Below are 25,957 nucleotides of genomic sequence, written 5' to 3' on the forward strand. Positions count from 1 at the left end.
GGAACCGGAGGGGGGTCGTTCGGGGCCGGTACACACCGTGCTAATCTTTTTCCCGTCGCAAGGGAGACCGAGGACGCCGCGCCGGACAGGCCGAAGCGACCGGGTTTTCATTCGCGTGACGCGCCGTTAGCTCAATAGGCAGAGCAGCTGGCTCTTAACCAGCGGGTTCGGGGTTCGAGTCCCTGACGGCGCACCACAGCCCCAGGCCATCGGTCTGGGGCTCTTCTTCATTCCGGCCCGTTTCTTTCAGGCCCCTTCTCCGTTCGGGTCGAAGTCACTATCGGTTCGAACGAAGCCACTCCGCGTTCGCCGCCGGTCCGGCGCGAGCCGATGCGCACCCTCCCAAGCCCGCGATCGAAACGCGGCACCCCGACCCGCCAGCCCGCCGTAGTACGCGTGTCTGCAGCGGGGGCCGACGGACCGAACGTGGTACAGACCACTCGACCGAACGACGGGCCACGCCGGACCGCAGTAACCCACCGAACGCGAGTCACGCCGTGCACCGCAGCATGCGGCACCGACAGCGAGGCGCGCGATCCCATGTCGCGCCGTGGGATCGCGCGCCTCGCCCCAGGTGGGCACCGTGTCCGTGCCGTGCCGGCACACGCAGGTCGGCACGTGCCGGAACGGTGCGTCAGACCGGCGCGCCCTCCTTGACGTTCTCCTCGCTCGCTCTGGCACCCGTGTCCGTCAACAGCGGCGGCGCACTCGGAGCGTCGAGCACCTCGTCGTCGAGCAGCCCCTCGGTGCGAGCGACCACGGTCGGCACCGCGATCTGGCCCGCGACGTTGGTCGCCGTGCGCATCATGTCCATGATCGGGTTCACCGAGTAGATCAGCGCGATGCCCGTGGCGACCTGCGCCGGGTCGAGCCCGATGACCGTCCCGGTGAGCGTCAGCGCGGTGAGCCAGCCCGTGGTGCCCGCCGTGGCGAGCGCGCCGAACACGGCCACCACGACGATGCCGAGGTACTGCCCGACACTCAGCGAAACCCCGGAGATGTTGGCGATGAAGATCGCGCCGATGGCGGGAAAGACCGCAGCGCAACCATCCATTTTGGTCGCACTCGCGAGCGGCGTCGCGAAGGCTGCGTAGCCGGGGTCGACACCCAGATTCACCGTCGTCTGCCGCGTCAACGGCAGCGTCGCGCCCGACGACTGCGACACGAACGCGAATTGGATCGCCGTCCACGCCTTACCGAAGAAGCGTCCCGGGCTCACCCTCGCCACCAGACGGAGCAACGTCGGGTAGACGACGAACATGACCAGTCCACTGCCGACGTACACGGCCACCGTCATCGACAGCAGCGGCCGGAACAGCGAATCGCCGTACTCGGCCACAGCGGCACCGATGAGACCGAGAATGCCCAGCGGAGCCAGCCGCACGATCCAGCCGAGGTACCGCTGGATGATCTCGAACACGCTCGTGACGACGTCGATGAACGGCGCGGCGCGCTCGCCCAGACTGTAGGCAGCGGCGCCGATCACCAGCGCCAGGAACAGCACCTGGAGCGTCTGCCCGTCGGCGAACGCGGCGACGAAGTTGTCCGGCACGATGCCGTCGAGGAACGCCGTCCACGAACCCCACTCCCCGACGCTGCCGGCGGCCTTCTCGGCGTTCTCGGCCGTGGCCTCGACCCCGCCGAGACCACCGCTGCCCGGGTTGAACAGCAGGCCCACTCCGATGCCGATCAGTACGGCGATCAGGGACGTCGTCGCGAACCACGCGACCGTCTTCCCGCCGAGCCGCGCCGCGGTGCGCCCGCCGCCGAGTCCGCGGAGGCTGTTGATACCGACGATGATCGCGGTGAACACCAGCGGCACCACCGCGATCTGCAGCAGGGTGGTGAACACCGAACCGATGTGGTCCAGCACCTCGGCGAGCCAGGTCGTCCCTGTGACGCGGGCCAACGCGCCCAGCCCGGCACCGAGGAGGAGAGAACCGATGACCGCGGACGCGAAGACCGCGGGTTTCGTATACACGCGCAGCAAGGACACGAAGCCGCTCCGAAGACGGGGTTGCCGATAGATCCGGTATCGACAACACGGCGGGCCCCCGCCGTCTTCCTCGTCCCAGATCGTGGAACCCGGCCGGTCCGGCGGCCCTACCTCAGCTGGGACGATGGCAGGTGTGACGACGCCCGAACGCCGACCGGCCCGCCGCGCACCCGACGGCAGCGGTTGGCGCACCCGCGCGAATCTGGTCGTGCCGGTCCTGCTCAGCCTGTTCGGGCTAGCGATGGTGGTCTGCGCCGCGCTGCCCGTGATCGGCGCGCCGCCGGGCGCCCGTGTCCTGCTCGCCGGGTTCGGCGCCGTCCTCCTGCTGCTGGCCTGGCCGAACGGCCGCCGCGGCAGGCGCGCACCGTATCCGACGATCCACGACGGCGTTGCTGCCACGGCCGTCCCTCGGCGGGGCATCCGGCTGTCCTCGGCGATGGCGACGCTCGTGCTGGGAGTGACGCTCGTCGTCGCGGCCGTCGGCTCCTGGCGGGTCGACGGCGAAGCGGAACCCGTGATGGCCGTGCTCGGCGGGCTCGTCACTCTCGCCGGTGCCGCCACGGCCTTCCATCCGCGCGCCCGCAGGCCCGCGCCGCTCCTGGTCACCGCTCAAGGGCTCGCCGTACCCGACGTGGACGGGTACGGCGAGACACCGTGGCCCGACGTCGCCTCGATCGACCGCGGTTGGACGTTCGTCGGGAGGCGGTGGACGTTCCCGCGCCACTACCGCAACCACATCGCGGTGACCGGCCGCGACGGCGCGTGCCTGGCGTTGCTGCCGATCGAACGGTTCGCCGGCGATCCCGCGGCGGTGCTCGCCCTCCTGCGGTCCCACCATGCCGAGCACGCGAGCGAGGCGACCTGACCACCGGCCGGACGCCGTCATCGGTGGCGGAGGCGCACGGCCAGCTGGAGTTCCAGCAACAGCCGGTCCGAAGAGTCGCGCAGGTCCAGCCCCGTCAGCTGTTCCACGCGGCGCAGGCGGTACCGCAGCGTGTTCGGATGCACCCGCACGCGTTCGGCCGCGCTGCGGACGTCGCCGTGGCAGGCCAGGAACGCCGCGGCGCTCGCGCGCAGCTCGGTGCCGTGGCGGTCGTCGTACTCGCCCAACGCGTCGACCCGCGGGTCGTGCATCTCCGGACGCGAGCCGACCATGTCGAGGATCTCGCCCAGCAGCACCGCGGTCCGGGATTCGGCGAGCGTCGTCACCCGCCCCTGCGGCGGGGTGTCGGCGGTGCCGTCCAGGACCCGATCCACCTCGGCACGTGCCGCCGCGACGTCCCCGAGCCGGGCGACCCCGCCCGCGATCGCCGCGCGCAACACCACCGACCGCGTCTCCTCGAGCGCCCCGACCAGCTGCCGCGCCCACGCCGCGACCGCCTGCTGCGAGCTGTACCCGGGAAGCAGGACGTAGGCACGGTCGCCGAGCATCGTCGTCACCGAGTCACGGCGGAAGGCGCTCGCGTGCAGCCGCAGCACGCTGCCGGTCCGGCCGAGACGTCCCGGCTCCGAGGCCGCGAACCCGATCACCGCGACCGGACCGGCCGACGGCAGGTTCAGCGCACCCGCCAGTGACGGCACGTCCACGCCCTCGCCGTGCAGCCCGAACAGCCGCTGGATGAGCATCTCCTCCGTGGACGGCGCGTTGTGGGTGCGCACGATGATCCGTGCCGCGATCGCCGCGGCGCCCCGCAGCACGTCCGCGGCATCCGGCGAGAACGGCTGCTCACCCTGCTGCAGCCAGATCGATCCCAGCGTGCGCCCGGTCTCCCCGTCATCAGCCGGTTCACGGATACCGACGACCAGCCGTCGTTTCGTGCCGAGCTCGGCGTGCTCGGGCACGTCGACGACCTCGTCGCCGGTGCGCAGCCGGTCGTAGACGCCCCATCGGTGCAGCACCCGCAGGTAGTCGCGCGGGCCTTCCCTCCCGAGGATCGACAGGGTGCGCAGTTCGTCGGCGGTCTCGTCGGACGGCGAGTGGGCCAGCACCCGCGAGGCGGCGTCCTCGATCGACACCATGCCGCCCGCGTTGCGCGCGACGCTCTGTGCCAGGTCGAACAGGTCCGTGTCGGCGGCGAGCAGGTCGGGGTCGGCGGGTGCGGTGGGTTGCCGGTGGCTGCGGTCGAGCATGCGCTGTACCCGCGGGAAGACGTGGTCCCAGCGCGCCCGGGGATGCACCTCGACGAACGCCACCCCTGCGCTCCGGGCCGCCTCGTGCACCTCCGGCGACGCCGTCTTCGACAGCACGGCTCGGGGCCGCAGACTCGCCGGCCTCCCGGTCAGCGCGGCGAAGTACGCCAGCTCCTCGTCATCGCGCACCCCCACGTGCACGCACACGTCGGGGGCGGAGGTCTTCTCCTCCGCCGGCCCGCCATCGGCGAGCTCCGCGCCGTCGACGAGCGCCACCGAGGAGACCACCGCGGACGGATCGCCCACGACCGCGCCCACGACGGCGGTGTCGAGGGCGTCGACGAGTTCGCGCAGCGTGCTCGCGCGACCGCTGTCGGCCATCGGATACCTCCCTCACGCGGTCGTTGTCCGATTGGACGAAGTATTCCCGCTCGCTTTGTCCGATCGGCTCAGTTTACGGATGCTCACGCGCTGCTTCACTACCCACGTGTGCGAACCCGCTCGCACGTCCGCGAAGGAGGTCTCGAGGTCCATGGACGGCATCACCAACGTTCCGCAGCCGGCGAACGAACCGGTCAACTCGTACGCGCCCGGCACACCCGAACGCGCCCGGCTGGAGGCGAAGCTGGCCGAGCTGGACGCGAACCCCACCGAGGTCCACCACGTCATCGGCGGCGAGCATCGCCGCAGCGCGACGACCGTGCAGAACGTGGTGCAGCCACACAAGCACGCCTCCGTGCTCGGCACGTTCACGCACGCCACGCGGCAGGACGTCAGCGACGCCGTCGAGGCGGCCGATGCCGCGGCGCCCGCATGGGCGGCCATGCCGTTCGACGAGCGGGCCGCGATCTTCCTGCGCGCCGCCGACCTGCTGTCCGGTCCGTGGCGCGAGACCATCGCCGCCGCGACGATGCTGGGCCAGTCGAAGACCGCCTACCAGGCCGAGATCGACGCCCCGTGCGAGCTCATCGACTTCTGGCGGTTCAACGTCCACTTCGCACGTCAGCTGATGACCGAACAGCCGCTGTCGGTGCCCGGCGTGTGGAACCGCGTCGAGTACAGGCCGCTCGAAGGATTCGTCTACGCGGTCACGCCGTTCAACTTCACCGCCATCGCCGGCAACCTGCCCACCGCACCCGCGCTCATGGGCAACACGGTCGTGTGGAAGCCGTCGGACACCCAGGCCGTGTCGGCGTACCTGACGATGCAGCTGCTCGAGGCGGCCGGCCTGCCCAAGGGCGTCATCAACCTCGTCACCGGCCCCGGCCCCGACATCTCCGACGTCGTGCTGCCCGACCCGCGCCTGTCCGGCATCCACTTCACCGGCTCCACGCAGACGTTCCAGACCCTCTGGGCCGAGGTCGGCACCAACATCTCGCGCTACCGCTCCTACCCGCGCCTGGTCGGCGAGACCGGCGGCAAGGACTTCGTCGTCGCACACAGCTCGGCCAACCCCGACGTCCTCACGACCGCGCTGATCCGCGGCGCGTTCGACTACCAGGGCCAGAAGTGCTCCGCGGCCTCGCGCGCGTTCATCCCGCGATCGGTGTGGGCGAAGATGGGCGAGGACCTCATCGCCAAGACCAGCGCCCTCTCCTACGGCGACGTGGCCGACCTGTCTAACTACGGCGGAGCCGTCATCGACAAGCGCTCGTTCGACCGCAACGCCGCCGCACTGGAGCGCGCCAAGTCGACGCCGAGCCTGACGGTCGCCGCCGGCGGCGGCGCCGACGACAGCGTCGGCTACTTCATCGAGCCGACGATCCTGCTCGGCGACGACCCGACCGACGAGGCGTTCCAGCAGGAGTACTTCGGCCCGATCCTGGCGATCCACGTCTACGACGACTCGAAGCCGGGCGCGTTCGATGAGATCCTGGAGACGGTGGACTCCGGCTCGGCGTACGCCCTGACCGGCGCGGTGATCGCGGACGACCGCGACGCCGTGGCCAGGGCGTCCGAAAAGCTGCGGTTCGCCGCGGGCAACTTCTACATCAACGACAAACCGACCGGTTCGATCGTGGGTCAGCAGCCGTTCGGCGGTGCCCGCGCCTCGGGCACCAACGACAAGGCGGGTTCGCCGCAGAACCTGCTGCGGTGGGCCTCGGCACGCTCCATCAAGGAGACCTTCGTGGCCCCGACCGATCACCGCTACCCGCACCAGGGGGTGTGATCACCATGCCGTCTCCGCTGCGCACGAGCCTGCTCGCCGCGGCGAGGTCGAAGCGCCTCGAACGGATGGCCTCCCGGCTCTCGCTCACGCGCAAGGTCGTCGACCGCTTCGTGGCCGGCGAGACCGAACAGCAGGCGCTCGCCACCTCCCGGGACATCCTCGACTCGGGCCGGTTCATCACGATCGACCACCTCGGCGAGGACACCACGGACACCTCGCAGGCGACCGCGACCGTGCAGGCCTACCTGTCGCTCCTGTCGGCTCTCGCGCCGCTGGCCGGCGAGCAGGCCGCGGCGGGCGGACCCCGTCCCGTGGAGGTCTCGCTGAAGTTGTCGGCCCTCGGCCAGTTCGTGGGAGCCGACGGAGATCGGATCGCGCTGGAGAACGCGCACAAGATCTGCACCGCGGCCGAGGAGGCCGGCGTGTGGGTCACGGTCGACGCCGAGGACCACACGACGACCGATTCGACGTTGTCGATCGTGCGCGAGCTGCGCAGCGATTTCCCGCAGCTGGGCACGGTGCTGCAGGCCTATCTCAAACGCACCGAGGCCGACTGCGCCGACCTGTCCGGACCGGGGTCCCGGATCCGGCTGTGCAAGGGCGCCTACGCCGAGCCGGCGAGCGTGGCCTACCAGGGCGATGCGGTCGACGAGGCGTACGTGCGGTGCCTGCGGGTGCTGATGAACGGCCGCGGCTACCCGATGGTGGCCACGCACGATCCGGCGATGGTGCAGGCCGGACTTCGCCTGGCTACCGAGTCGGGCCGCGGCACCGACGAGTACGAGATGCAGATGCTCTACGGCGTCCGCGACACCGAGCAGCTCCGGCTCGTCGGGCAGCAGCGGCACCTGCGCGTGTACCTGCCCTACGGCACCGAGTGGTACGGCTACTTCATGCGCCGCCTTGCCGAGAAACCCGCCAATCTGGCGCTGTTCCTGAGGGCACTGACTTCGCAGAAGTGACCGCCGGGCCGCGCTCCTGGTGCGCCCCAAAAGCACCGGAGGCTTGGGCCAGGGCTGGCCCCCCGGGGGGCGCGCCGGGGGTCGTCGGTGTCACATCGGGTGGCGGGTCCTCGGGGTGTCCCGGGGTCCCGCCACCGCCATAGACTCGCCCGCGATCGATGATCAACGGCGAAAGGCGCGCACAAGGATGTACGCAGCAACGGTCACCCGCACCGATGGCCCGGCAGCTCTCGAGGTCACCGACACTCCCGCGCCGAAAGCCGGCGACGACCAGATCCTCATCGACGTCAAGGCCGCCGGGGTCAATTTCCCCGACCTGCTGCTGACGAAGAACATGTACCAGTACAAGCCGGAGCCGCCGTTCACGCTCGGCGGGGAGCTGGCGGGGGTCGTCCGCGAGGCCCCGGCCGATTCCCGTTTCTCCCCCGGCGATCGCGTCGCCGCCAGCACCACCACGGGCGCCTTCGCCGAGCAGGTCGTCGCGCCGGTCACCAACGTGTTCCCACTACCGGATGCGATGAGTTTCGCCGCGGGCGCCTGCCTGCCGATGAACTACCTGACCATGACGTTCGCGCTACTCAAGCGAGGGCAGCTGCAGCAGGGCGAAACGGTGCTCGTGCACGGCGCGGCGGGTGGCATCGGCACGGCCACCATCCAACTCGCCTCGGCCATGGGCGCACATGTCGTCTCCGTGGTGTCCACTGAGGACAAGGCGCGGTTCGTGTCGTCGGTCGGTTCCCACGACGTCGCCGGAGCCGACGGGTTCAAGGACGCAGTCGCCGAACTCACCGGCGGCCGCGGCGTCGACCTGGTGGTCGACCCGGTCGGCGGCGACCGTTTCACCGACTCCCTGCGCAGCCTCGCCCCGCTGGGCCGGCTGCTGGTCATCGGTTTCACCGCGGGTGACATCCCCACCGTCAAGGTCAACCGCCTGCTGCTGAACAACATCGACGTCCGCGGGGTCGCGTGGGGCGCCTACGTCATGGCCAATCCGGCGCGCCTGCGCGGGGAGTGGGACGTGCTGCTCCCCTACCTCGAGTCCGGTGTGGTCGATCCGCCGATCGCGGCGACCTATCCGCTGTCCCGGGCGGGCGAAGCCGTCGCCCAACTCGAGGACCGCGCCGTGCTCGGCAAGGTCGTGGTGGACCCGACGGCGTAACCAGGCGGCCGGGCGGCCGGCGACGGCGGCCGCCCGCGATCGTGAGGGAAACGCCCGGTGCCGCCACCCTCATTCGTTAGCCTCGAAGGCGATGAGCACGCCCGGAGCCACCGCCGCCGATACCGACAACGCGACCGACACGGCGACCGACGCCCACACCGCGACGGCCGTCGTGGATCGCGCCTACCGGCTGATCCTCGGCAGAGCCCCGGACGCCGACGGGCTGGCGTACTACACGGAGCGGCTGCGCTGCGGAGAACTGTCGAAGCCGCAGTTGTGCGCAGCGCTGGCGAGTTCGGACGAGTTCGCCGGCAGGCTCTCCCCCGAGCAGGCGGCGCCGGAAGCCGGCGCGGCCCGGGCAGCGGCCGCGCGTGACCCCGAGTTCGTCGACGCCGCCGAACTCATCCGCACCACGACGGTCGAGGACCTGGCCGCCACCGCCGAGGAGTACTTCTCCTCGCTCGACGACGCCGAGCTGCTGCTGACGAAGCCGTTGAAGGAGCCCGGCGAGGCCGCCGATCTGCTGGTGACGTTCGGCCAGGTGCTGCGCGGGCTGCAACCGGCGGCGGGCATGACGGTGCTGGATTTCGGCGCGGGCACCTGCTGGACGAGCCGGTTGCTCACCCAGCTCGGCTGCCACGTGATCGCCGCGGACGTCTCACCGTCGGCGCTCGCACTCGGCCGCGAGCTGTACGCCCGCCAGCCCGTGCTCGGCGACCGGCCGGAACCGGAGTTCCTGACGTTCGACGGCCACCGCATCGACCTGCCCGACGGCAGCGTCGACCGGATCCTGTCCTACGACGCACTCCACCATGTGCCGAACCCCGACCAGGTACTCGCCGAGTTCGTGCGCGTGCTGCGGCCGGGAGGCCTGGCCGCGTTCGCCGAACCGGGCCCCGAACACTCGCTGCAACCGCAGTCGCAGTACGAGATGCGGCACTTCGGGGTACTCGAGAACGACGTGGTGATCGAACAGGTGTGGGACCGGGCGCGCCGGATCGGGTTCGCCGACCTGCGGCTCTGCCTGCTCGACTCGGCACCGCAGTGGGTCGACCTGCCAACGTTCCAGGACGTGCTGGCCGCCCACGCCGACGGCTCGGTGTTCCCGGAGCCCACGCGCGCGGCGATCGGCGACCGGCGCATGTTCGTGCTCCGCCGCGACGGCGTCGAGACGCCCGACAGCCGCGCCGCGGACGGGCTCCGCGCCGAGCTGACGTTCTCCGACCTCGAGGTCACCGCATCCACCTCCGGTGTGGGCGGCACCACCGTCCGCGGGACGTGCCTGCTGCGCAACACCGGCACCCGCACCTGGCTGCCGTCCGACGCGGCGCACGGTCCCGTGTTCCTCGGCGCCCGCCTGCGCACGGCCGACGGCATGCTGAGCGACCGGCTCGCCGACTCCGGCGGCCGGACTCCGTTGCCCGGACGCGGTGTCGCCCCGGGCGAGGAGGTGACCGTCGCGGTACGACTCGACGTGCCCGGGCAGCTCGGCGACGCCACCGGCGCCGCGCCGGTCGCCGTGGAGTTCGACCTGGTCAGCGAGTTCGTGTGCTGGTTCTCGATCAACGGGTCGGCCCCGGTGACCGTGCCGCTGCCCTGACCCCGGTTCCGGCGCAGGACTCGGCGCCGCTGTCACCGACCCCGGTGACCGTGGGACTCGGTGTCCGATCCGTGGCGTCGTCCCCGTGCCCGACGTCCCCGTGCCCCGACGTCGCTGCGCCCCGGCCTCGCTGCGCCCCGACCTCGCCGTGCCCGTCCCCCAAACGTCGCCGTGCCCGGCCTTGGCTCTGCGCTCCGCGAGCCGCGGCGATTCGTCCCTGTTGTCCCGGTTTCCGCTGGTGGCAGCGCATACGGCTGACCGGCAGTCGGTGGGGAGCGATAACCTCCGCTCGCACTTTTGGGGAGACCTGGGACCGCGCGGCACGCGCGCGCAGACGGCGCAAGACGAGGTGAGCACCGATCCGGCAGGCGACGACGAGCGACCCGGCCAGTGCGGGCCCCACGGAGGCGAAGCTGTACGCCGCCTTCCGCCGCTACGCCGTCGGCGTGCGGATCGCCGTGGTACTCGCCTGCACCGCGCTCGCCATGATCGGCGTGCCGGACCGCTACGAACCGGCGGTGCTGGTCGCCGCAGTCGTCACGGCATGGTGCGGACTGTCTGCGTGGTGGACGTGGCGGGCCCCGCACCACGCCGTTCCGGCCAGGGTCGTCGCCGCGGCGCTCGTCGCGCTGCCGGCCGTGGAACTCACCCAGCCCTGGACGGCCATCGGCGCGTACAACGGCTGGGCGTTCGCGGTCGCGAGCATCACGAGTATCAGCATCCAGTTCGAACTGCCCACCCGGCCCCGGCTCGCCTTGCTGGTCACCGTCGTCGCCGCCGGTTCCTACGTCGCCGGTGCGGCGATGGTGCGCCCGCTGGCCGACGCAGCACTGTTCGGGGTCAGGCTGCTGCTCGACGCCCTGCTGTCGCGCTCTGTGTTCCTGCTGATCCGGTCCCGCGCCCGTGCGGCCGATCGCGGGCGGGAACGGGCGGCCGCGCAACGGCGCGCCGCCCAGGTCGCCGCGGCCCGCCGCAGCACCGAACGCGAGTACCTCGCCACGCTGCACGACACGGCCAGCGCCACGCTGATGATGGTGTCCCTCGGCGCCGGTGCGCCCCAGGGCTCGTGGCTGCCCGATCGCGCACGCCGGGACCTCGACGCGATCACCACCGTTCCCACGCCGCCGGGAACCCGCCAGGGCACCGTCGACCTCCCGGTCCTGCTCCGCCAGGCGACCGCGCACCCACTCGTCGACGTGAGCTGGGACGTTCCGGACACACTGCCGTTGCCCGCGCGGCCGGCCCTGGCGATCTCCCACGGGGTACGCGAAGCGGTGGAGAACGTGGCCCGCCACTCCGGCGTGACCGAAGCCCACCTGCGGGTGCAGCGTTCGGCGGGCGCGGTCGAGGTCACACTGGCCGACGCCGGCAGCGGCTTCGATCCCGCCACCGTCGGCGACCACCACCACGGCACGAGCGAGTCGATCTCAGGGCGCATGACCGACGCCGGCGGCACCGCCGTGATCGAATCCGCTCCCGGCCACGGCACGACGGTCCGCTGGAGCTGGTATGACTGACCACGCCACCGCCACGTCCGCGACCGGTCCGGTACCCGCTCCTTGGCCCGCCTCGACTGCGCACCCACCGGATCCGCCGTCGCCGGAGGCGTCCCCGCCGCTCGGGCAGACGGCCGAGCAGGTGCGGGACCGGCTGGTACGGGGCGCACAATCCGCGGTGCTGCTCGTCGGTGTGGCGGTGCAGCTCACCAGTTGCCTGCCCCAGCTGATCGCCAACCGCGACCGCTTCGGTCCGTGGTGGACCGAGCTGGTCGCGTTCGTCATGCTGGCGGGCGTCGCCGTGACTGCCGCGGCAGGCCTGCTGCGCCCCAGGCCGATGCCCCGTCCGCTAGCGTTCGCACTGTGCGGCGTGTGCGTGGCCGCCTCCGCCCTGGCGTCGATACCGATTCCGCCCGACCTGCTCCTCGTCGCCGACGACTGGTCGTTCGGCATCGCGGGCTGGTACATCCTCGCCCTGCTGCTGCGCATGCGCATGCGCACGATCGCGGCGTTCTTCGCGTGCCATGCGCTGGTCACTCTCATCGAGGTGCTGCTCAAGGGCGTGCCCGAGCGGTACATCACGGTCCAGATGGGCATGGTGGCGGTGTCGGTGTTCGGGTTGGAGCTCGCAGTGGCCCTGCTCGCCGTGGTGCTGCACCACACCGCGTCCGACGCGGGCGAGGCTGCCGAACGCGAGGAGCGCACCCGCACCGCGGAGGAGATCGCCGAGGCCACGCACCGCGACCACCAGGCCCGCTACGCCCGGCTTCTCGACACGACCGTCCCACTGCTCACCGGCCTGGCCTACGGTGCGCTCGACCCGGGCGACGAGACGGTGCGCCGGCGCGCAGCCATCGAAACGGCCCGTATGCGCCAGCTGTTCGCCGAGACCGACGAGGTGTCCGACCCGCTGCTCCACGAGCTGCGTGCGGGAATCGACGTGGCCGAGCGGCAGGGCGTGTCGGTGCAGCTCGCGGTACGCGGTGAGATCCGGCCGGTGCCGCAGCCGGTGCGGCAGGAACTGGTGGCGGCCGCGGCGGCGGTGCTCGCGTCGGCGCGCACCACGGCCCGTGCCACAGTGATGCGCACGCAGGCAGCGGTCCGCGTGAGTGTCGTGGCCGACGCCCCCGCCGAGATCGGCGCGGCGATCGACGCCGAACAACGGACCCGCACCGAGACCACGACCACTACGAAGAACGGGAAGCTCTGGGTAGAGGCGGTATGGCGGACGAAATCACCGTGACGGTCGTGGACGATCATCCTGCGATGCTGGTCGGCATCGAGCAGTGGTATGCCGCCGCCGCGGAGCCGCTGCGGGTCGTGGCGAGCGGCGCGACCTCGAAGACCGCGTGGCTGCCGCCGGGCGACGCCGCGGATGTCGTGGTGTTCGACCTGCAGCTGGCGGGCCAGACCACGCCGGCGTTCGGTGAGCTGCGCCGCCTCGTCGACGCGGGCAGGAACGTCATCGTCTACACCATGCGCGACGACGAGCAGACCGCGCTGACCTGCCTCGATCTGGGCGCCGTGACCTTCCTGACCAAGACCGAGGGCGCCGATCACCTCGTGTCCGCCACGTTGGCCGCCGCCCGGAACCGCCCGTACACCCCACCCGCGCTGGCCGGTGCCCTGTCGGCCAACACCAGCTCGGATCGGCCGAAACTGTCGATCCGCGAGGAGGAAGTGCTGGTCGAGTGGTTCCAGTCCGAGTCACGGGACCTCGTGGCCCAGCGGCTGAACCTGTCGCCGAAGACCGTCACGACCTACCTCGACCGCGTGCGGCTGAAATACGCCAACGCGGGCAGGCCCGCGCGCAGCAAGGCCGCCCTGGTCGCGCGGGCCATTCAGGACGGCCTGATCAACGTCGACGACCTCTGATCCGGCCGAGCCGGTACCGGAGGCGGACCGTCCGGTGATCGTGCCACCCCCAGACGCACGATCACCGGACGTCCGACGGCCGCCACTCGACGGTGGCGAGCCGGTTCAGGTCACCGAGCCGGAAGGTGTCCGGGCCGCGCTGGGCGACGAGGTTCACCATGACGAGTCCGCGCACCAGCGTCCGCGCCTCGTTCCGGCCACGACCGGTGAGGCCTGCGACGTCGTCGACGTCGAAGTCCAGCTTCCCCCCGGCTGCCAGCATGTGCAGCAGTTCGGCCTGTTGCGGGGTGAGCTGCGCGTGCGCCCGCGTCAGCACCGCACGCATGCTGGTGGCCTCGTCCCCTGCGTCGAGCTGGTCGAGCCGGGTCGCTTCGGCCGCCAGCCTGCCCACGAGCCGCGCCGGATCCGAGTCCCCACCGTGGGTGAGTTCCTCGGCGGCGATCCGCAGCGCCAACGGCAGTCCGTCGCACAGGTCCACCAACTCGTAGACGTCGGCCGGGTCCCCGGCAGCGGCACCGGTGCACGCGGCCAGCACGCGCGCCCCGTCCTGCGGTCCCAGCGGCGGCACGCTCACCCGCACCGCGCCCTCACGGGCGACCAGCCCGCGCAGCTGGTTCCGGCTGGTGACGACCGCGGCCGACGTGCCGCCCGGCAGCAGCGGCCGGGCGGCCTCGGCGTCCCTGGCGTTGTCGAGCACGACGAGCGTGCGGTTCCGCGTGGTCACCCGGCGCAGCAACGCGGCTAGCGCCACCGGTTCGGCGGGGAGCTCACCCACCTCGCAGCCGGCCTGGACGAGCAGATCGGTCAGCGCCTCGGCCGTCGTCAGCGGGGGTTCGGTGTCGAATCCGCGCAGGTCCACGTGCAGCACGCCGCCCGGAAAGCGTGGCTGGGACGTCTCCGCCGCTGCCGCGCTCACCCAGTGGGAGACCAGCGCCGTCTTGCCGACACCTGCCGGACCGTCGACGACGACGAGCCGCGCTCTCCCCCGGCCGAGCGCACCATCGAGCACGGCCAGTTCCTTTCGCCTGCCGGGCAACGGGTGAGCCGCATCGGCCACCGCGACCGCCCCGCTCAGCGAGCCGGTCCAGGCATCGGCGGCGACGTCGGTGTCGGTGCCGCCGGGGGTGTCGGTGTTGCTTGAGGTGCCGGTGCCGCCGGGGATGGCCGTGCCGACGGTGAGGGCGGGGTCGTGGTCACTGCCCGGCGACGCCGCGGGAGCCGATGCCGGAACGGGCGGCTTCGGAGCAGGCGCCGCAGCGGCGGGCGAGTTCGGACCGGGCGGCGTTGCGGCGGGCGGGGTTTCGGCGGGCGGGGTCGTGGCGGGCCTGCCGCTCCCCACGGACGGGGCACGCTGCGGGCCGTCCTCGCGGAGCAGCCGCTCGTGCACGCCCCGCAGGCTCGCACAGGGTTCGACGCCGAGGCCGTCGGCCAGCATGCGCCGCACCTCGTCGTAGGTGAGCAGCGCCTCGGCGGTTCGGCCGCTGTGGTGCAGCGCCAGCAGCAGCCGCGTCCACAGGCTCTCCCGGTGCGGATGCGCACTGGTGAGCGGACGTAGTTCGGACACGGCGCGCTCCGCCTGGCCGAGTTCGAGCCGCAGTTCCGCGCGGCGTTCGCAGACCTGGAGGTACTCCTCCTCCGCCGCATCGGCCGCGCTCGTGACCCACGGCATCGGTTCGAGTCCGCTCAACGCCCGTCCGCGCCACTGTCCCAGCGCGTCCTGCAACCGTCCGAGTTCCTCGGTGCGGCCGCGCCTGCCCGCGGCCGCACCGCGCGCCGCGTGATCGCCGGCTCCGTTCCGCCAGGCCGTGGCCGGAGCGGACGCCTCGGCCGCCTTCCGCCGCGACGCCCGGAACCGCTCCAGGTCGATGTCCCCCGGGCACACGCAGAGCCGGTATCCACCGGAGACCGCCTCGATGGCGGTGCCGGACCCGGCGCGGGAGAACCCGGTCCGCAACCGTTTGACGTAGCCGCGCAGGGTCGTGCGCGCCGTCTCGGGGGGATCCTCGTCCCACACCCGGTCGATGAGCTCCTCGGTGGTCAGCAGCCGCCCCGCGCGGAGCGCGAGCGCCGCGAGCAGGAGTCGCTGTTTGCCACCCGGAATGAGCACCGGTGCGCCGGCCACGCGCACATCCAGTTCCCCGAGCATGCCGATGTCGATCGACGTCATCGTGTCCCCCACCTGAACGTGATGGCCACCGGCCGGTCGCCCGGTGCGTCGCCGACGCTAACGACACGCACCGGAAGGGTTTGTCGGTAGAACTGCCTACAAAATCGTCCAGATCAGCGACCACGGCGCAGGTAGGAGAACTCCGAGTAGTCATCCGGTTCCGGTCGGCGGTCACGGCGACCCGGTCGGACCGGTGGCGGTGCCTGCGAGACGTGCTGCGGTTCCGGCGACGGCCCCGGGTCGGCGGGTCTGCGGTCGCCGAACACCCGCTCGTCGGCGTCCAGGACGCGGTCGAGCAGGTCGGTGTCGCCGAAACCGCGTCGCACCACCTCGGCCTGCTGCCGCGCCGCGGCGTAGCGGGCCTGCGCGATCGTGTGTGTCACCGACGCCGACAGCGCCTCCGGCGCGACGTCGCCGACACCGCCGGTGAACGTCACGCGGCTGACGCCGCCGTCCGCGGTCGCGACCACCGTGACGACGCCGTCCGCCGAGGTCGCCGTACCGGTCACCTCGGCGAGTTCCTCGGTGACCTGCCGGTACGCCTCCGCGGCCCGCGCGTTGTCGGCCGCCGCCGTGTCGATCGCCTCGATGCGGCGCATCAGATCCTGCCCGGGATCGGTCACGTCCCTGTACCTCCTCGCCGTGTGCCGGGGTCGCGCGTGGGCGGATCCACGCAGTCCTGTCCTTGCCGAATGCCACCTGCGGGTGCCGGACCGGCACGGCAACGGTGGCCCGCCGGTCAGGGGTCCCTGCGATGCCGGCCAGGCCGCCGCGGCGGCGGATGCGGCGCCGCGGCGGGGCGGTCGCGAGGCGCGGGAGGACGCGGCATCGGTCGCGGGATCCCGCGCTCCCCCGGCCCGCCGGGCGCGCGGTGCCTGCCCTCTCCGGTGCTCTGCGGCGGGGTGGAGTGCCGCTGCGGAAACTGCGGCTGCGGAGCGTGCGGTTGCGGAGGGGCCGGCGGCGGGGCCGGCGGAGACGGCGACTGGGATGAGGGGCGCTGGTATGAGGGGCGCTGGGGTGACGGCCGCTGGGCGGGCGCACCCGGCGCCCCGGGAGCCGGTCGTGGCCGTGGCGAGGCAGGGGGCCGCTGCGGCGCCGGAGGTCGTGGCGGCGCCGGAGGTCGGGGCCAGGCGGACGGCGACCCCGGAGACGGTGGCTCGGCAGGCGGTGTTCCTGGAGCCGGCGATTCGGGAACGGCCGGACCCGGCGCGGTGGCAGGCCCCTGGGCAGCCGACGAACGGGGCGAGCCCGACAGGTCCGGCCGGATGCCCGCGACGAAGGCCTGGAAGTCGCCGATCAGTTCGGCCAACTGTGCGGGCGTGGCCGTCATCACGATGTTCACGACGAGCAGCCGCCCGGTACCCGTGCGCTCGGCGACCGTGAGGAAGGTCTGCAGCTGAGCCAGGTCGGTGAGCTCGCCACCGGTGCGCACCCGCACGCCGAGCGCCTGCGTGAGGCTGCCGCTGGTGCGGCCGCCGGCACGTTCGCGCCTGCCGACCGTGACCGCGGCCGCCGTCCCGGCGAGACGGTGCGCGGTCTCGTCGGCGAGCTCGTCGAGACCCGCACCGTCCTCGCGCACCCCGCCGGTCACGGCGATCGTCGCGGTGAAGCCCGCACTCGAACCGGGGTGCACCGCCAGGAATTCCGTGTCCGGGGCGCCGGCCTGCGCAGGCGGCACCGAGCGCCACCCGTCGGGCAGGATGAATTCGATCGGAACCGGCAGCATCGTCACCAGCCCAGGTCGCGCACCATCGAGCCGACGGTGTCGGCCGCTCCGGTGACGGATTCGGTGACCTGGGCGGGGTCGATGGCGATCCCGCCGCCGAGCCTGCCGCCCAGTCCGAGCCCGATCCCGAGGTCGCCGCCGACGTGGAACTTGCCGTCCTCACCCATGCCGAACGCGGCACCGGCCTCGGCGCCCGCGCCGGCCCAGCCCTCGGCGTTGACACCGGCTTCGACACCGGCGACCTCGACGGCGGCGCCGACGTCCGCCCGTCCGCCGGCGAACGCGTCGGCACCGATGTCGATACCGGTCAGGCCGACGTCGGCGTTGGCGTTGGCCGCCGCCTCGACCGCCGCGTTGGCGTGGCCGTTGACGCCGAGTGGACCGGCGTCGAGGCCGCCTTCGGCACTGCCCCGGGCGGCATGTGCCTCGGCCCCGGCGCCCAGCGACGCACCGGTGGCGTCGGCCGTCGCCTCGGCATCGGCGGATGCTCCGAGCAGGGAACCGCCGAGCATGCCCTGACCCCCGACCACGCTCGTGTCGAATTCGCCGCCGATCTCGCCCTCGGCGACACTCACGCCCGCTGCTGCCTGCGCGCTCGCACTGGGCAGCTGGATGCCGAGCGTGTCGACCAGCCGCGCGACGGGATCCTCTTTCAGTCCCTGCTGACCGCCCCACGGCCGATCGATCCGACGTTCCCGGACCCGTTCATGCTCCCGGCTGTAGCCGCCCTGCCCGTCGGGCTGCAGCCCGAGCGTCGAGGCCAGCTGCGTGCCGGCCGCGTCGACGCGTTGCCGCGCGTGGTCGAGCACGGCCTGCGCCTCGGCCAACAGCCCGCCGCCCGGGTCGGCCTGCGGCGCCGGCGCGCCCGCCGCAGCGTGCATCTGGTGCTGCGCCGTCGCGGCGCGCCCGGCCGCCTGGGCCTGGGTGTGCAGCTCGATCGCGCGCTGCGCCTCGCCCTGCCCCCAGGCCAGCACGTCTGCGAAGTCCGCGAGCGTCTGCCCTCCCCTGGCGACCGTGTCGACCAGTTCCGTCCACTTCGGCGGTTCGGCGCCGAACGCGTCGCGGAACATGGTGCTCGCCTCGCCGATCCAGTGCTGCGGATCGATCTGCCCCAGCAGGCCGCCGACCTCGCCGACGGTGCCGAGGTTGCCGACGATCTGCCGCAGATCCTCGGCGATCTGCTCCGGGTGCCCCGGAACGAGCTGCTTCGGATCCGTCGTCTGCCCGAGCTGAGCGACCATCTACCGTCCCCCGTCCAGCACACTCGCGATCCGGCCCGGCTGCCCGCCGGACGCGGGTGCCTGCGGAGCCTGTGCCACGGCTTCCTGCAACCCGGAGAAGACGCTCAGGCCTTCCTGTTCCTGCTCCAGGTACCGGTCGGCGGCATCGCGCAATCCGCTGCCGTGCTCGTCGGCCCGCTCCCGGAGCGAGCGCAGCTGCTGTTCGACGTCCGCCATGAAGCCGGCCCACGCCGACTGGATGTCGCTGTGCCCGTAGTCGCCACCGGGTCCGTGCCAGGCGACGTCCGCCGCCCGCTCCACCGTCTCGGCGATCCGGCCCGCGGTCAGCCGCAGTTCGTCGGGCACCGCCCCGAAACCAGCCATGCCATCCCCTGTGCCTCGTCGGCTCCGCCTGGCGCGGCGGACCCGTGGGTTGCCGCGCTGCGCGCGATGCTGCCGGGGCGTGGTGGTTTCCCGGTGGTTCGCCGGTGGTTCGGCCGTCACACGGGCGCGATCAGCCTGCGCGCGTGCTGTCCCGCACGACGAGCTTCGGCACCAGGGCGACGTGTGCGGCGTCGCGCGTGGCGGACCCGCCGCCGGCTGCGTCGGCCAGCAGCCGTACCGCCTCGTCGGCGATGCGCCGGGTCGGCTGGTCCACAGTGGTCAGCGGCGGCTCGGCCAGGCGGGTGAACTCGATGTTGTCGAACCCGGTGACCTGGACCTGATCGGGGACGGCGATTCCCCTGGTGCGACAGGCACGCACGGCACCGAGCGCGATCAGGTCGTCGGCGCACACCAGCGCGTCCGGCAGCTGCCCGGCGTCGTGCAGCAGGCCCACCGCCCGTTCGCCCCACTCCACGCTGTAGTCGCCGAGCAAGGTCCACTGTGGATCCGTGGCGAGGTCGAACTCTTCGGCGTGCCGGCCGAACCCGGCGTGGCGCAACTCGCTCGACGAGTTCGTCAGCCGCGCACCGAGGTAGGCGGCCGAGCGCGCGCCGCCGGCCCGGACGTGGTCCAGGACGGCACGCATCGCCGCCATGTCGTCCACCCCGACCCAGTCGGTGCTGGTCCCGCCGACGAAGCGGTCGAGCTGCACGAGCGGCAGGCGTTCGGCGGTCCGCTGCACCGCGGCGGTGCTGTCGGTGCCGTGGCACGGGCTGACGATGATGCCGTCGACGTTGCGGGTCACGAGGGCGTCCAGGCGCTTGGCCTCGGTGTCGGGGTCGGACTGGGCGTCGCAGAGCAGTAGTTCCTTGCCGTCGGCCCCGAGCGCATGCTCGACGCTCTCCACCAGCGCGGTGAAGAAGGGATTCCGGATGCTCGGCACCACCATGCCGACGGTGTCGGTGCGGCTCACCCGCAGCGCCCGCGCGATCGGGTTCACCTCGTAGCCGAGCTCCGTGGCGGCCGCCCGGACCCGTTCGGCGACGTCCGACGAGACCTTGCGCCCGCCCGACAGCGCACGGGAGACCGTGGCCGTCGAGACTCCGGCGCGGCGGGCAACGTCCGCGATGGTGACCCGGTGCAATCGTTTACCTCTCCGTCGTGGGTGAAACCGGAACTTAATCGGTTCCCCTGGCACGAGTCCAGGCTAGACCATTGACCTTCCACTGAAAGCCTCTCTAACGTACTCCGCAATTCGCTGGCAATCGATTACACGACTTGCCCACCGGAGTCAGTTGCAGACCGAAGTCAGTTGCACACCCGAGTCACCGTTCCCGCGGTGCACACCCGTCGGCGGCCGTGTCGAAGCCGTGGTCGCCGAACCCACTTCCCCGAGCATCCCCGCCCACCGAGCACAGAGAGCACAGATGAGCACTCTCGGAGTCTTCCCTCCCAAACCGCACGCCCTGCGTGAGCTGTTCGGCACCGACAAGGTCGTGATCGGCGTCGTGCACCTGCCCGCCCTGCCCGGCAGTCCGCACTACACCGGAGCCCCGATGGCCGACATCCGCACGTTCGCCGTGGAAGAGGCCCGCGCCTACCTCGACGGCGGATGCCACGGCGTCATCGTGGAGAACCACTGGGACATCCCGTTCCCGAAGCCCGGAAGACACGGCTACGAAACGTCGGCCGCGATGGCCGTCGTCACCGCCGCGGTGCGCGACGCGACAGACGGCGGCGTCGGCGTGAGCGTGCTGTCCAACGCCGCCGAGTGCGCGATCGCCTCCGCCTGGTCCGGCGGCGGCGGGTTCGTGCGGGTCAACCAGTGGGCCAACGCCTACGTCGCCAACGAGGGCATCATCGAAGGCCAGGCTGCCGACGCCACGCGCTACCGCAGCCGCATCGGCGCGGGCCCGGTCAAGGTGTTCGCCGACGTCCACGTCAAGCACGGCGCCCATGCGATCGTCGCCGACCGGACACTGGCCGAGCAGACCGAGGACGCCGAGTTCTTCGACGCCGACGTGCTCATCGCCACCGGTTCCCGCACCGGGGACGCCGCGGCCGTCGACGAGGTGGCCGGCATCAAGGAGCACACGAGCCTGCCCGTCGTCATCGGCTCCGGAATCACCGCGGGCAACATCGGCGAGCTGCTGCCCGCCTGCGACGGCGTCATCGTGGCCTCGTCGGTGAAAGACAACGGCCGCTGGTGGGGCCGGGTCGATCCGGCCAAGGTCCGCGAACTGACCACGGCAGCCGAGCGGGCGGGCGCGGTTCTGCCGTGATCGTGTTCTGCGGGTACGCCAACAGCGACGTCACGGCAGCGGTGCCGGCCCTGCCCGCCGCAGGGCAGCGGATCCAGGCCGTGGCGGTCGAGCGGGGCGACGGCGGCATGGCGGCCAACGCCGCGGCCGCCGCCGCCCGCCTCGGCGCCGACGCCCGGTTCGCCGGTGCGGTCGGTGCCGACGCCCTGTCGACGGCCTTCCTCGACACCCTCGCCGCCGACGGCGTCGACGTGAGCCCGACGCGCCGGAACGCGCAGCTGACGACCGCGCTCGTACTGCTCACCCCGGACGGGGAACGGTCGATCATCAGCCAGGACGACGACCTCGACGGCACCGACATCGCCGAGGCGGCCAGGCAAGCGGCCGGCGGCTGGCTCTACCTGGACGGCTACCGCTTTCCCGACGCCGCGTCGGTCCTGCCGGACAGCGCCGCGTCGGTCCTGCCGGACAGGGCGCGGGTGGTGGTCGATCTCGACGGCTGCGAGACCCGGTCCGCGGCAATCGCCGCGCTCGGCGCCGCCGAGCACGTCGTGCTCGGGCGCACCCAGGCGACCGCGCTGCTCGGCGACGACGACGCCTGGGCGCAGCTGGCCCAGCGCCACGACGTCCACGTGGTCGTCACCGACGGCGGCCGCGGGGCGCTACTCGTCCCGCCGGAAGGACCGCCGCAGCAGATACCGCCGATCGACGTGTCCGTTGTGGACTCGACGGGCGCTGGCGACTGCTTCGTCGGCGCCTACTGCACCGAACTCGCACGCGACGCCTCGCCCGCGAGCGCCGCCCGGTTCGCGGCCGTGGCCGCGGGCCTGTCCTGCACGCGCGCGGGTGCGCGCGCCGGACTTCCGTACCGCGCCGCGGTGCTGTCCCGTCTCGAAGCCGGCGGATCCGGCCCGGACACCGGTTCACCCGGAAAGGAGCGAACACCATGCGACGCAAGCTGATCGCGCTCGCCGCACTGGGGGTACTGCTCGTCGCCACGGCCTGCGACACCGCGGCGAGGCGCGAAATGGCGGCAGAGGCGCGCGCGCAGCAGCAGGGCCCGCCCCCGCCGTCCGAGGTGGCCGAATCCTGCGAGGTCGACGGGGGCCGGCCGAAGATCGGCGTCGTGCCGATCAACCTGCAGGCGCTGTTCTTCAACCAGATCATCACCGGCGCCGAGGACGTCGCCCAGCAGGCTGGGGTCGACGTGCAGGTCGTCAACGGGGACGACGATTCGCAGAAGCAGGCGAACGCGATCGACGACCTCGTGGCCAACAACTTCGACGCGATCATCGTCGACGCGGTCGACACCGACGGCATCAGGCCCGCGATCCGCCGGGCCGACGCCGCCGGGGTGCCGGTGGTCGCCGTCGACGCCGTCGTCGACGACGAGGCGGTATCGACGCAGGTGGGCACGGCGAACGTCGAAGGCGGCCGGCAACTCGGCGAGCAGCTGCTGAAACTCAGCGGCGGCGACGGCGACGTCGGGATCGTGGGTGCGCTCAACAGCACCGTGCAGCTCCAACGGCAGAAGGGTTTCACCGACCGTGTGACCGAGGGCGGCATGGCGATCCGGCACGTCGTGGACGGGCGCAACATCCAGGAGCAGGCCCAGACCGTGGCCGAGAACCTGCTCACCGGGAATCCCGATCTGCCGTACGCCTACGCGACCGGCGAACCGGCACTCATCGGCCTCGCCGCGGCGGTCGCGAGCCAACAGCGCAGCGACGACATCGAGGTCGTCGGCTGGGACCTGTCGGCACAGGCGGTCGACGGGCTGCGCGCAGGCTGGATCAAGGGCGTCGTGCAGCAGAACACGTTCGAGTTCGGCTATCAGTCGATGAACGCGGCGATCGACCTGGTCTGCGGACGCGACGTGCCCGCGGACGTTCCGGTGCCGACCCAGATCGTCACCCCGGAGAACGTGTCCGAGTACCTCTACTACCTGGAGCGGGGATGATGAGTCACGAGAGCACCGATGCCCGGGCCGGCGACACGCTCGTCACGCTCGAGGGCATCACGAAGTCGTTCGGCGCGGTGCAGTCACTGCGCGGGGTCGATCTCCGGCTGGGCGCAGGCGAGGTGCTCGGCCTCGTCGGCGACAACGGCGCGGGGAAGTCCACCCTGATGAAGGTGCTGGCCGGGGCGATCCGGCACGACGCGGGCTCGATCACCGTGGGCGGCAGGCAGGTGCGGTTCCACAGCCCTGCCGACGCCCGCAGCGAGCACATCGGCATCGTCTATCAGGACCTGGCCCTGTGCGACACGCTCGACGTCGCCAGCAACCTGTTCCTCGGCAGGGAACCGCGCCGGGGGCCGTTCGTCGACCGCGGCGAGATGCACCGGCAGGCCGCCGAGATGCTGTCCACATTGCACGTGCGGGTGCGCTCGACGCACCAGGAGATCGGCGAGCTGTCCGGCGGGCAACGGCAGGCGGTCGCGATCGCGCGCGCCGTGTCGTTCCAGCCGAAGGTGCTGATCCTCGACGAGCCGACGGCCGCCCTGGCGGTCGCCGAGGTGCGGCAGGTGCTGCGCATGATCCGCGAGGTCGCCGCCCGCGGTGTCGGCGTCATCCTCATCACCCACCGGCTGCAGGACCTGTTCGAGGTGTGCGACCGCATCACGGTGATGTACGAGGGGCGGAGCGTGGAGGACGCCGCGATCGCCGACCTCGACATCGAGACGCTCGTCGGGATGATCACCCGCTCGAACACGACGACCGAGGAGGCCGCATGACGACGCAGGTCGAGTCCCCGCCGCAGCGGGACCTGGCGGCGGAGCCGTCGTGGTGGGAACGGGTGAACAAGGCGACCGTCGCGATGCTCGGCGTCACGGTGGCGCTGTTCATCGGGTTCGGCCTGGCGTCGCCGAACTTCCTGACGTTCGACAACATGTCGAACCTGGCGACGCAGGTGGCGATCACGCTGATCGTGGCGATCGCGATGACGTTCGTGATCACGACGGGGCAAATCGACCTGTCGGTCGGCTCCACGGTCGCGTTCGTCGCGGCGATGACCGCCGAGCTGCTGCAGCTGGGTCTCGATTCGTCGCTCGTCATCGTGGTGGGTCTGCTGGCCGGCCTGTTCTGGGGTTCGGTCAACGGCTGGCTGTCGGCGTACCAGAACATCCCGCCGTTCATCGTCACCCTCGCCGCGATGTCGATCATCCGCGGATTCGCTCTGCTGTGGACGGAGGGATTCTCGGTCCCCATCGACCGGCGGCTGTTCGTCGCGAAAATCGGCGAGGCCGAGTTCCTCGGGTTCTCGGCGCTGGCGTGGATCGCGCTGGCCACCGCCGTGGTCGGCGGGATCCTGTTGTCGCGCATGCGCTTCGGCCGCTACGTCAACGGCATCGGCGCACAGGAGGAGTCGGTGCGCCGTGCGGGTGTGAACACCCGCCGCATCAAGATGATCACGCTGATGCTGACGGGACTCGCGGCGGGAGCGGCGGGCATTCTCACGGCGGCGCGGCTCGGTTCCGGATCCGCGAACGCGGCGGAGGGCTTCGAGCTCACGGTGATCGCGGCGGTGGTGCTGGGCGGCACGAACCTGTTCGGCGGTCGCGGCACGATCGTCGGCACCGTGATCGGCGCACTGATCACCGGCATGATCGCCAACGGCCTGACGTTGATGGGTGTGAGCCCGTTCCTCACGCCGATCGTGACGGGTCTGGTGCTGATCGCAGCGATCTGGATCAACCTGCGCGGGCGGTCGCTGGCCCAGCTGTTCTCCCACCTGACGGCGCGGCGCACATGACCGCCGTCACCACGGTCACCGGCCCGGTGCCCGCCGCCCAGCTCGGGCTGACCCTCACGCACGAGCATCTGCACAACGACGTGCGGGCCGCGGTCGGCCCTCCCGCCGACCCCGGGCTGGCGTGGTTGCGTGACGCCGAGACCGATTCTCGGATCGCATGGTTGCTGCGCGAGGAGCCCTACGCGTGCCTGGACCACTGCACGCTGGACGATCCGGGACCGGTGGCCGACGACCTGGCCGCGTTCGCCGCGGCGGGCGGCGGCACGGTCGTCGACGTCACGCCACCGGGCCTGGGCAGGGATCCGCTGGTACTCAAGGAACTGTCCGAACGCACCGGAGTGCGGATCATCATGGGATCGGGTTGGTACCTGGAGAACTTCCATCCTCCCGGACTGTCCACAACGGACGAATCTGGACTGGCGGCAGCGCTGCTCGACGAGTTCCGGAGCGGGGCCGGTGGCACGGGCATCTCCCCCGGGGTCATCGGCGAGATCGGCGTCTCCCCCGCCTTCACCGACGCCGAACGTCTCGCGCTGCGCGCAGCCGCCGTCGCGCAACGCGAGGCCGGCGTCCCGCTGTACGTGCACCTGCCGGGATGGCAGCGCCGGGCCCACGAGGTGCTCGACATCGTCCTCGACGAGGTCGGCGCGGCACCCGGGGCCGTCGTGTTGTGCCACATGGACCCGTCCGGCCACGACGTCGACTACCAGCGGTCGGTCGCACGGCGCGGCGTGTGGCTGGAGTTCGACATGATCGGCATGCCGTTCCGCTACCCCGGTGAAGGCCAGTCGCCCGCGCCCGCCGACACGGCACGGGCGGTCGCCGGACTGATCACCGACGGATTCGGCGACCGGCTGCTGCTCAGCCACGACGTGTTCCTCAAGAGCATGCTCACCGTGCACGGCGGCAACGGTTTCCGGTACGTCCCGACACTGTTCACCGCGCGCCTGCACGAGCTCGGCGTGCCCGCCGACGTGACGTCGGCGCTGCTGCGCGCCAACCCGCCGCGGCTGTTCGAGGCCGCCGCGGGCGGCTGAGGGCCCACCGGCGCGCTGT

22 protein-coding genes and 1 tRNA gene are annotated in these 25,957 nt (G+C 72.0%); 15 read left to right on the forward strand and 8 right to left on the reverse strand.

Features of this window, described 5'->3' with window-relative positions:
• Nucleotides 1-120: 120 nt before the first annotated feature.
• Nucleotides 121-196 (forward strand) — tRNA-Lys (locus tag LY40_RS05650).
• 438 nt (nt 197-634) lie between these two features.
• Here the strand turns inward: LY40_RS05650 and LY40_RS05655 are convergent.
• On the reverse strand, nt 635-1,996 hold the full coding sequence (locus LY40_RS05655; protein WP_258936139.1) for a dicarboxylate/amino acid:cation symporter: 1,362 nt from the start codon (nt 1,994-1,996) through the stop codon (nt 635-637).
• Nucleotides 1,997-2,129: 133 nt separating this feature from the next.
• Here LY40_RS05655 and LY40_RS05660 point away from each other — a divergent pair, with 133 nt between their 5' ends.
• Nucleotides 2,130-2,861 carry a hypothetical protein gene (locus tag LY40_RS05660; RefSeq protein WP_258936140.1) on the forward strand — a complete coding sequence of 244 codons (732 nt, stop codon included), beginning with the start codon at nt 2,130-2,132 and terminating at the stop codon, nt 2,859-2,861.
• 17 nt (nt 2,862-2,878) lie between these two features.
• Here LY40_RS05660 and LY40_RS05665 read toward each other — a convergent pair whose 3' ends face one another.
• Nucleotides 2,879-4,507 carry a PucR family transcriptional regulator gene (locus tag LY40_RS05665; protein ID WP_258936141.1) on the reverse strand — a complete coding sequence of 543 codons (1,629 nt, stop codon included), beginning with the start codon at nt 4,505-4,507 and terminating at the stop codon, nt 2,879-2,881.
• 151 nt (nt 4,508-4,658) lie between these two features.
• On the opposite strand from LY40_RS05665, the gene pruA reads away from it, so the two are divergent.
• The 7 genes from pruA to LY40_RS05700 all read left to right on the forward strand — a co-directional run bounded on the left by pruA (nt 4,659) and on the right by LY40_RS05700 (nt 13,388).
• Nucleotides 4,659-6,296 carry an L-glutamate gamma-semialdehyde dehydrogenase gene (pruA, locus tag LY40_RS05670; RefSeq protein WP_183787203.1) on the forward strand — a complete coding sequence of 546 codons (1,638 nt, stop codon included), beginning with the start codon at nt 4,659-4,661 and terminating at the stop codon, nt 6,294-6,296.
• 5 nt (nt 6,297-6,301) lie between these two features.
• Nucleotides 6,302-7,258, forward strand: a complete 957-nt coding sequence (locus LY40_RS05675) for a proline dehydrogenase family protein (RefSeq protein WP_183787204.1) — start codon at nt 6,302-6,304, stop codon at nt 7,256-7,258.
• A gap of 187 nt (nt 7,259-7,445) precedes the next feature.
• Nucleotides 7,446-8,417: an NADPH:quinone oxidoreductase family protein gene (locus LY40_RS05680; RefSeq protein WP_258936142.1), complete on the forward strand. Its 972-nt coding sequence runs from the start codon at nt 7,446-7,448 to the stop codon at nt 8,415-8,417.
• A gap of 91 nt (nt 8,418-8,508) precedes the next feature.
• Nucleotides 8,509-10,017, forward strand: coding sequence for a methyltransferase domain-containing protein (locus tag LY40_RS05685; RefSeq protein WP_258936143.1), 1,509 nt, complete (start codon nt 8,509-8,511; stop codon nt 10,015-10,017).
• Nucleotides 10,018-10,463: 446 nt separating this feature from the next.
• Entirely contained in the window at nt 10,464-11,534 is a 1,071-nt protein-coding gene (locus LY40_RS05690; protein ID WP_258936144.1) for a sensor histidine kinase, read from the forward strand.
• Complete coding sequence (locus tag LY40_RS05695) at nt 11,527-12,756, forward strand: hypothetical protein (RefSeq protein WP_258936145.1); 1,230 nt, start codon at nt 11,527-11,529, stop codon at nt 12,754-12,756. The genes LY40_RS05690 and LY40_RS05695 overlap by 8 nt, the downstream gene beginning before the upstream one ends.
• Before the next feature lie 5 nt (nt 12,757-12,761).
• A complete protein-coding gene (locus tag LY40_RS05700) occupies nt 12,762-13,388 on the forward strand; it encodes a response regulator (protein WP_308216668.1) in 627 nt (208 codons plus the stop codon).
• Nucleotides 13,389-13,449: 61 nt separating this feature from the next.
• On the opposite strand, the gene LY40_RS05705 is transcribed toward LY40_RS05700, so the two are convergent.
• The 6 genes from LY40_RS05705 to LY40_RS05730 all read right to left on the reverse strand — a co-directional run bounded on the left by LY40_RS05705 (nt 13,450) and on the right by LY40_RS05730 (nt 20,029).
• The gene (locus LY40_RS05705; RefSeq protein ID WP_258936146.1) at nt 13,450-15,555 is read right to left on the reverse strand and encodes an AfsR/SARP family transcriptional regulator; all 2,106 of its coding nucleotides are present in this window, start codon (nt 15,553-15,555) and stop codon (nt 13,450-13,452) included.
• Between the two features lie 113 nt (nt 15,556-15,668).
• A complete protein-coding gene (locus tag LY40_RS05710) occupies nt 15,669-16,178 on the reverse strand; it encodes a YbaB/EbfC family nucleoid-associated protein (RefSeq protein WP_258936147.1) in 510 nt (169 codons plus the stop codon).
• 116 nt (nt 16,179-16,294) lie between these two features.
• Nucleotides 16,295-17,281: a hypothetical protein gene (locus LY40_RS05715; RefSeq protein WP_258936148.1), complete on the reverse strand. Its 987-nt coding sequence runs from the start codon at nt 17,279-17,281 to the stop codon at nt 16,295-16,297.
• A gap of 2 nt (nt 17,282-17,283) precedes the next feature.
• Nucleotides 17,284-18,522 (reverse strand): putative T7SS-secreted protein, encoded by a 1,239-nt coding sequence (locus LY40_RS05720; RefSeq protein ID WP_183787212.1) that lies wholly within the window; start codon nt 18,520-18,522, stop codon nt 17,284-17,286.
• Entirely contained in the window at nt 18,523-18,885 is a 363-nt protein-coding gene (locus tag LY40_RS05725; RefSeq protein WP_258936149.1) for a hypothetical protein, read from the reverse strand.
• 130 nt (nt 18,886-19,015) lie between these two features.
• Complete coding sequence (locus LY40_RS05730) at nt 19,016-20,029, reverse strand: LacI family DNA-binding transcriptional regulator (protein ID WP_183787214.1); 1,014 nt, start codon at nt 20,027-20,029, stop codon at nt 19,016-19,018.
• A 283-nt stretch (nt 20,030-20,312) separates the two neighbouring features.
• Here LY40_RS05730 and LY40_RS05735 point away from each other — a divergent pair, with 283 nt between their 5' ends.
• Genes LY40_RS05735 through LY40_RS05760 form a run of 6 tightly spaced genes read left to right on the forward strand, consistent with a single transcriptional unit; the run spans nt 20,313 to nt 25,938 of the window.
• Nucleotides 20,313-21,167, forward strand: coding sequence for a BtpA/SgcQ family protein (locus LY40_RS05735; protein WP_258936150.1), 855 nt, complete (start codon nt 20,313-20,315; stop codon nt 21,165-21,167).
• Entirely contained in the window at nt 21,164-22,108 is a 945-nt protein-coding gene (locus LY40_RS05740) for a carbohydrate kinase family protein (RefSeq protein ID WP_258936151.1), read from the forward strand. The genes LY40_RS05735 and LY40_RS05740 overlap by 4 nt, the downstream gene beginning before the upstream one ends.
• On the forward strand, nt 22,093-23,106 hold the full coding sequence (locus LY40_RS05745) for a substrate-binding domain-containing protein (RefSeq protein ID WP_258936152.1): 1,014 nt from the start codon (nt 22,093-22,095) through the stop codon (nt 23,104-23,106). The genes LY40_RS05740 and LY40_RS05745 overlap by 16 nt, the downstream gene beginning before the upstream one ends.
• Complete coding sequence (locus tag LY40_RS05750; protein WP_258936153.1) at nt 23,103-23,882, forward strand: ATP-binding cassette domain-containing protein; 780 nt, start codon at nt 23,103-23,105, stop codon at nt 23,880-23,882. The genes LY40_RS05745 and LY40_RS05750 overlap by 4 nt, the downstream gene beginning before the upstream one ends.
• Nucleotides 23,879-24,901 carry an ABC transporter permease gene (locus LY40_RS05755; RefSeq protein ID WP_183787219.1) on the forward strand — a complete coding sequence of 341 codons (1,023 nt, stop codon included), beginning with the start codon at nt 23,879-23,881 and terminating at the stop codon, nt 24,899-24,901. Before LY40_RS05750 ends, LY40_RS05755 begins: the two co-directional genes overlap by 4 nt.
• Nucleotides 24,898-25,938, forward strand: coding sequence for a phosphotriesterase family protein (locus LY40_RS05760; protein WP_183787220.1), 1,041 nt, complete (start codon nt 24,898-24,900; stop codon nt 25,936-25,938). Before LY40_RS05755 ends, LY40_RS05760 begins: the two co-directional genes overlap by 4 nt.
• Nucleotides 25,939-25,957 lie beyond the last annotated feature (19 nt).

The sequence above is a fragment of the Prauserella salsuginis genome, assembly GCF_024648885.1.
In the GTDB taxonomy this organism is placed as follows: Bacteria; Actinomycetota; Actinomycetes; order Mycobacteriales; family Pseudonocardiaceae; genus Prauserella; species Prauserella salsuginis.

Coding starts and splice junctions, on each gene's coding strand:
- LY40_RS05665 (WP_258936141.1), bottom strand. CDS start 4,507: ATGGCCGACAGCGGTCGCGCGAGCACGCTGCGCGAACTCGTCGACGCC.
- pruA (WP_183787203.1), top strand. CDS start 4,659: ATGGACGGCATCACCAACGTTCCGCAGCCGGCGAACGAACCGGTCAAC.
- LY40_RS05675 (WP_183787204.1), top strand. CDS start 6,302: ATGCCGTCTCCGCTGCGCACGAGCCTGCTCGCCGCGGCGAGGTCGAAG.
- LY40_RS05680 (WP_258936142.1), top strand. CDS start 7,446: ATGTACGCAGCAACGGTCACCCGCACCGATGGCCCGGCAGCTCTCGAG.
- LY40_RS05685 (WP_258936143.1), top strand. CDS start 8,509: ATGAGCACGCCCGGAGCCACCGCCGCCGATACCGACAACGCGACCGAC.
- LY40_RS05695 (WP_258936145.1), top strand. CDS start 11,527: ATGACTGACCACGCCACCGCCACGTCCGCGACCGGTCCGGTACCCGCT.
- LY40_RS05705 (WP_258936146.1), bottom strand. CDS start 15,555: ATGACGTCGATCGACATCGGCATGCTCGGGGAACTGGATGTGCGCGTG.
- LY40_RS05715 (WP_258936148.1), bottom strand. CDS start 17,281: ATGCTGCCGGTTCCGATCGAATTCATCCTGCCCGACGGGTGGCGCTCG.
- LY40_RS05720 (WP_183787212.1), bottom strand. CDS start 18,522: ATGGTCGCTCAGCTCGGGCAGACGACGGATCCGAAGCAGCTCGTTCCG.
- LY40_RS05725 (WP_258936149.1), bottom strand. CDS start 18,885: ATGGCTGGTTTCGGGGCGGTGCCCGACGAACTGCGGCTGACCGCGGGC.
- LY40_RS05735 (WP_258936150.1), top strand. CDS start 20,313: ATGAGCACTCTCGGAGTCTTCCCTCCCAAACCGCACGCCCTGCGTGAG.
- LY40_RS05745 (WP_258936152.1), top strand. CDS start 22,093: ATGCGACGCAAGCTGATCGCGCTCGCCGCACTGGGGGTACTGCTCGTC.
- LY40_RS05750 (WP_258936153.1), top strand. CDS start 23,103: ATGATGAGTCACGAGAGCACCGATGCCCGGGCCGGCGACACGCTCGTC.
- LY40_RS05755 (WP_183787219.1), top strand. CDS start 23,879: ATGACGACGCAGGTCGAGTCCCCGCCGCAGCGGGACCTGGCGGCGGAG.
- LY40_RS05760 (WP_183787220.1), top strand. CDS start 24,898: ATGACCGCCGTCACCACGGTCACCGGCCCGGTGCCCGCCGCCCAGCTC.